The sequence below is a fragment of the Pseudomonas sp. HMSC067G02 genome (assembly GCF_001813485.1).
In the GTDB taxonomy this organism is placed as follows: Bacteria; Pseudomonadota; Gammaproteobacteria; order Pseudomonadales; family Pseudomonadaceae; genus Pseudomonas; species Pseudomonas aeruginosa.
Genome location: NZ_KV812717.1, coordinates 84,341 through 90,340, shown reverse-complemented (window position 1 = coordinate 90,340; position 6,000 = coordinate 84,341). Strand labels below are relative to the sequence as shown.

General features: G+C 66.2%; 6 protein-coding genes. 4 read left to right on the top strand and 2 right to left on the bottom strand.

All coding sequences use genetic code 11. The annotated features are described in order from the left end of the window. A partial coding sequence (locus HMPREF2914_RS24905; protein ID WP_070702867.1) for a TetR/AcrR family transcriptional regulator occupies positions 1-367 on the bottom strand: 367 nt, incomplete at its 3' end. A 165-nt stretch (positions 368-532) separates the two neighbouring features. Between HMPREF2914_RS24905 and HMPREF2914_RS24900 the strand changes: the two genes are divergently transcribed. The 4 genes from HMPREF2914_RS24900 (at position 533) to opdQ (ending at position 4,378) form a co-directional block, all read left to right on the top strand. Next, on the top strand, positions 533-1,129 hold the full coding sequence (locus HMPREF2914_RS24900; RefSeq protein WP_023091582.1) for a glutathione S-transferase family protein: 597 nt from the start codon (positions 533-535) through the stop codon (positions 1,127-1,129). Between the two features lie 16 nt (positions 1,130-1,145). After that, on the top strand, positions 1,146-2,078 hold the full coding sequence (locus HMPREF2914_RS24895) for a pyridoxamine 5'-phosphate oxidase family protein (RefSeq protein WP_016263268.1): 933 nt from the start codon (positions 1,146-1,148) through the stop codon (positions 2,076-2,078). After that, positions 2,078-2,944: an MBL fold metallo-hydrolase gene (locus HMPREF2914_RS24890; protein WP_003109616.1), complete on the top strand. Its 867-nt coding sequence runs from the start codon at positions 2,078-2,080 to the stop codon at positions 2,942-2,944. The genes HMPREF2914_RS24895 and HMPREF2914_RS24890 overlap by 1 nt, the downstream gene beginning before the upstream one ends. A 168-nt stretch (positions 2,945-3,112) precedes the next feature. Then, a complete protein-coding gene (gene opdQ / locus HMPREF2914_RS24885; protein ID WP_023091581.1) occupies positions 3,113-4,378 on the top strand; it encodes a porin OpdQ in 1,266 nt (421 codons plus the stop codon). 184 nt (positions 4,379-4,562) lie between these two features. Here the strand turns inward: opdQ and HMPREF2914_RS24880 are convergent, their stop codons facing one another. After that, entirely contained in the window at positions 4,563-5,771 is a 1,209-nt protein-coding gene (locus HMPREF2914_RS24880; protein ID WP_023091580.1) for an ammonium transporter, read from the bottom strand. Between the last annotated feature and the right edge of the window lie 229 nt (positions 5,772-6,000).

Below are 6,000 nucleotides of genomic sequence, written 5' to 3'. Positions count from 1 at the left end.
TTTGCTCGGCCGCCTGGCGATGGATCGGATGCGAGCGCTCATGGAACTCGGCGGCGGCATGGATGAAGGCACAGCCACGGAACGCCTCGTCCTGGAGGAACTCCTGCAGACCATCGAACACCGCCAGGATCGCCGCGCGCGGCTGCAACCGTGCCTCGGCTTCGAGCATGCGTTCGGCGGTGCGCTGCCGACGCACCTCCAGGGCGGCCATGATCAGTTCGTCCTTCGAGCGAAAGTGTTTGTACAGCGTCATCTTCGCCACGCCGGATTCGGCCAGGATGCGGTCGATGCCGGTGGCGTGGTAACCCTCGCGATAGAACAGGTCGACGGCGGTGCTGAGCAGTTGCTCGCGTTTGCGGGATGTCATGGAAAGCCTCCTGAGCGGCCCATTATGCGCGACCCTGCCGCCCCCTTGAACCGCTCTGCGTCGCTCCCCGGACGAATACCGACGGAAAAAGGCGAACGCGTGCCTTGAAATATACAGACCTGTCTGTCTAATATCCAGACACCAATACCCGCCTGGAACCCTCAGATGAAACTCCATGACCTGGATCTCTCCGGCAACGCCTACAAGGTCCGCCTGTTCCTCTCCCTCATCGGCCGCGAGGCGACGCTGCGGCCGGTCGATTTCCTCAACCGCGAGCACAAGACCCAAGCCTTCCTCCGCATGAATCCCCGCGGGCAGATCCCGGTGCTGGAAGACGGCGAGCTGCAACTGGGCGACTCCCATGCCATCCTCGTCTATCTGGCGCGACACCATGCCGATCCCGTGTGGTATCCGCTCGACCCCGTCAGCCAGGGCCGAATCGCCTACTGGCTCAGCTATTCGGCCAACGAGGTGCAGAACGGTCCGGCCAGCGCCCGGCTGATCGCCCGCTTCGACCTGCCGCTGGATCGCGAGCAGACCCACCAGCGAGGCCTGGAAGTGCTGCGCCTGGTCGAGCGGCACCTGGCCGAGCATCGCTGGCTGGCCCAGGGCGAACAGCCGAGCATCGCCGACGTGGCCCTCTACCCCTACCTGGCCCTGGCCCCCGAGGGCGGCCTGGCGCTGGACCACTACCCGGCGCTGAACGCCTGGATCGCCCGCATCCGCGCGCTGCCCGGCTACATCCCGATGCCCGGCCTGTAGCTCGACAGGAGGCAGCATGAGCCAGGAACAGAGCCCCTTCCACGCCGGCGAACTGGCGATCCAGGAACGCGCCGGCGTTCGCGAGCAGGTCGCCGGCTTCGGCAGCCGCGCGATCCGCACCTTCATGCCGGACCAGCATCGGGAGTTCTTCGCCCTGCTACCGCTGTTGCTGGTGGGCAGCCTCGACGCCGACGGCTACCCCAGCGCCTCGGTGCTCTGGGGCCCCCCCGGCTTCGCCCGTTCGCCGGAACCGACCCGCCTGCGCATCGACAGCCTGCCGCAAGCGGACGATCCGCTGGCGGCCAATCTCGAGGCCGGCACCCGCCTCGGCATCCTCGGCCTGGAATGGCCGACCCGCCGCCGCAACCGCATGAATGGACGGGTCCTGGCGCGGGACGGAAAGGGTTTCACGGTCGGCGTCGAGCAGTCCTTCGGCAACTGTCCCAAGTACATCCAGGCGCGCAGCCATCAGCCCGTCTCCAGGGTCGCAAGTCCCGCGTTGCAGGGCGAAGGACTCGATCCGCGCTGGCTGTCGCTGGTCTCGCGCAGCGATACGCTGTTCATCGCCAGCCAGCATGCCGACCCACTCAGGGGCGGCGTCGACGTCTCCCATCGGGGCGGGCCGCCGGGCTTTCTCCGGCTCGGCGCGGATGGCCGCCTGTGGTTGCCCGACTACGCCGGCAACCGCCTGTTCAATACCCTCGGCAACCTGCTCCAGGAGCCTCGCTGCGGCCTCCTGTTCATCGATTTCGACAACGGCGACCTGCTGCACCTGCACGCCGAGGCCGAGCTGTTCTGGCCGGGTTCGCAGCCATCCATCCCCTGGCCCGCCGGCGCCGAGCGCCTGCTGGCGTTGCGCCCCGCAGGCTGGCGCTGGCGGCGCGGCCGCCTGCCGCTGGCATTCGGCGAGCCCCAGCCATCCCCTTTTCTTCCTGCCGGTGAATCTTGATGCCTTTCCTGTATCGCCTTGCCTCGTTGTTGATCGCCCTCCTCGTCCTGCCGGTGCAGGCGGCGGAAATGCGAGTCGCCCTGTTGCGCACCTCGGGAGTGGAAACCCTCGATGCGCTCACCGTCGACGGCGGCTCCTGGGTGCGCCGGGTGCCGCTCAGCCATACCGCGGTGCTGATCGAGCACCATGCCGCCACCCTGCTCTTCGACACTGGCCTGGGGCGCGACATCGACGCCCAGTTCCGCGCCGACATGCCCTGGTGGGCGGCGCCGCTGTTCGCTTACCAGAAAGTCGTCCCGGCGCGCGACCAACTGGACGCAGCCGGTATCCGCGTCGATCGCATCCTGCTGTCCCACGCACACTGGGATCACGCCTCGGGCCTGGTCGACTTCCCCGAAGTACCGGTCTGGGCACCCTACGAGGAGATCGCCTTCAGCCGCATCGCCACCCCGCCGGCCGCCTTCCCCAGCCAATTCCGCCATGGCGTGCGCTGGCGACCTTACAGCTTCGATCCGCAGCCGTTCATGGGCTTCGACGAAAGCCTCGACCTGTTTGGCGACGGCCGCCTGGTGCTGGTCCCCCTGCCCGGCCATACGCCCGGCTCGGTCGGTCTGTTCGTCACCCTCGACAGCGGGCGCCGGCTGTTCTTCAGCGGCGACACCAGTTGGCGACTCGAAGGCGTCGAAGGCCCGCGGCAGAAATTCTTCGCCGGCCGCGCCCTGGTCGATCGCGATCCCGCGCGCACCCTCGCGCAACTGGCGAAGATCCGCCTGCTGCTCCGCAGCGACCCGCGCCTGAGCGTGATTCCGGCGCACGATGCGCGGGTCCAGGCCGCCCTGGGCTACTTCCCGCACTGGCTGGAATAGCGGGAAAGCCCGTCCTAGACAGGGTTCGTGCCAATTCGCGGCCACCCTCGACTAATGTCTAACAGTGGCCGTCTTCCTGTAGTGCTTAAGTAACCGGGCTGTCACAGGCCGACGTGGCGTCACGCCGCCGCCATCGGCCTGCCCCAAGCGCTCGAGGAGACAATAACAATGAGCATGACCCCGATCGCCCGTGCCGTGGCTTTTGCCGCGCTGGGTTCCAGCATTACCGTCCCAACCCTGGCCCATGCCGAGTTCATCAAGGACAGCAAGGCCAGCATCGAACTCCGCAACTTCTACTTCAACCGTGATTTCCGCCAGGAAGGCGCCAGCCAGTCCAAGGCCGAGGAATGGGCCCAGGGCTTCCTCCTGCGCTACGAGTCCGGCTACACCGAGGGCACCATCGGTTTCGGCGTCGACGCCATCGGCCTGCTCGGGGTGAAGCTCGACTCCAGCCCCGACCGCAGCGGCACCGGCCTGCTCAAGCGCGACCGCGAGACCGGCCGCGCCCAGGACGACTATGGCGAGGCAGGGATCACCGCCAAGCTGCGGGCGTCGAAGAGCACCCTGAAGATCGGCACCCTGACCCCCAAGCTGCCGGTGATCATGCCCAACGACAGCCGTCTGCTGCCACAGACCTTCCAGGGCGGCGCGCTGAACTCCATGGAGATCGACGGCCTGAGCCTCGACGCCGGGCGCCTGAAGAAGGTCAACCAGCGCGACTCCTCGGACAACGAGGACATGACCATCACCGGTGGCGGCAAGCGCAACATCGTGGTCCGTTCCGGGCTGACTTCGGACAAGTTCGACTTCGCCGGCGGCAGCTACAAGTGGACCGACAACCTCAGCACCAGCTACCACTACGGCAAGCTCGACAACTTCTACAAGCAGCATTACCTCGGCCTGGTGCACACCCTGCCGATCGCCGACAAGCAGTCGCTGAAATCCGACATCCGCTGGGCGCGCTCCACCGACGACGGCTCCAGCAACGTCGACAACAAGGCGCTCAACGCCATGTTCACCTACAGCCTCGGCTACCACGCCTTCGGCGTCGGCTACCAGAAGATGAGCGGCGACACCGGCTTCGCCTACATCAACGGCGCCGACCCCTACCTGGTGAACTTCATCCAGATCGGCGACTTCGCCAACAAGGACGAGAAATCCTGGCAGGCGCGCTACGACTACAACTTCGCCGGCGTCGGCATTCCCGGCCTGACCTTCATGACCCGCTACGTCAAGGGCGACAACATCGACCTGCTGACCACCTCGGGCGAAGGCAAGGAATGGGAACGCGACATGGACATCGCCTACGTGTTCCAGAGCGGCCCGTTGAAGAACCTCGGGGTGAAGTGGCGCAACGCGACCATGCGCACCAACTACACCAACGACTACGACGAAAATCGCCTGATCGTCAGCTACACGCTGCCGCTCTGGTAACGGCAGGCCCCGCGGATAGCCGCGCTACGGCCATCCGCCCCTCCCCAGAGCCCCGCGGCAGAACGAAGAGGCCACCCTTGGGTGGCCTCTTTCATGGCGGGATGCCTCGCTCGCAACGTGCAGGACGGATAGCGCCTGGGGCGTTATCCGCCGATACCCCGCCGGACCAAGGAAGTCCGCCCCCTCATTCGTGGCTGATCGCGCCGATCTTGTGGATCGACAGGTCCGCGCCGTAGTACTCCTCCTCCTGGCTCAAGCGGATGCCCAGCAGCGCCTTCATCAGCCCATAGACCAACAGGCCGCCGGCGAAAGCCACCGTCACCCCCAGCAGGCTGCCGAGCGCCTGGCTGGCCAGGCTCACCCCGCCGAGCCCACCCAATGCCTGCTGGCCAAAGATGCCGCAGGCAATCCCGCCCCAGACCCCGCAAAGACCGTGCAACGGCCAGACACCGAGGACGTCGTCGATCTTCCAGCGCACCTGGGTCGCGGTGAACGCCCAGACGAACAGGGCCCCCGCCACCAGGCCGGTAGCCAGCGCGCTGATCGGATGCATCAGGTCGGAACCGGCGCACACCGCCACCAACCCGGCCAGCGGACCGTTGTGCAGGAAACCCGGGTCGTTGCGGCCGATCAGCAGCGACGCCATGGTGCCGCCAACCATCGCCAGCAAGGAGTTGACCGCCACCAGCCCGCTGACCCCAGCGAGGGTCTGGGCGCTCATCACGTTGAAGCCGAACCAGCCGATGATCAGGATCCACGACCCCAGTGCCAGGAACGGGATGCTCGACGGCGCCATCGCCACCAGCTTGCCGTCGCGATAGCGGCCGTTGCGGCTGCCCAGCAATAGCACCGCCGCCAATGCCAGCCAGCCGCCCAGCGCATGCACCACCACGGAGCCGGCGAAATCGTGGAAAGGTGCGCCGAACTCCAACTTCAGCCATTCCTGCAAGCCGAAATTGCCGTTCCACACCAAGCCTTCGAAGAACGGGTACACGAAGGCCACGATCAGCGCCGTGGCGCACAACTGCGGGCCGAACCGGGCACGCTCGGCGATGCCGCCGGAGATGATCGCCGGGATTGCCGCGGCGAAGGTCAGCAGGAAGAAGAACTTCACCAGCGCATAGCCACTGTCCACGGTCAGCGCCGCTGCCGGGTGGAAGAAGGTCACGCCGTAGGCGATCCAGTAGCCGACGAAGAAATAGGCCAGCGCCGAGATGGCGAAGTCGGACAGGATCTTCGACAAGGCGTTGACCTGGTTCTTCAGGCGCACGGTGCCCACCTCGAGGAAGGCGAAGCCGGCGTGCATCGCCAGCACCATCACCGCTCCGAGCAGGATGAACAGGGTATTGGAGCCGTGGATCAGGACTTGCACCGCACTATTCAGGTTATCCATGGATTGAGGCAGCCTTCGCGCGTAGAGAGAAAGCACCAGAAACGCCCACGCCCACCCTTCAACGCACCATGACGAAGCAGTAGTCGTCGTGCGAACCGCCGCTTTTCTTCGGCGGACGTTTCGCAAGGTGCCTGAGGCAGCACGGAAAGCTCCCGGACTTTCCTTGATTTTCATTGGGTTGGACGTTCATCCCGAAGTACCCTCCGGGAGCGCCTGGCGCCCTCGCAAG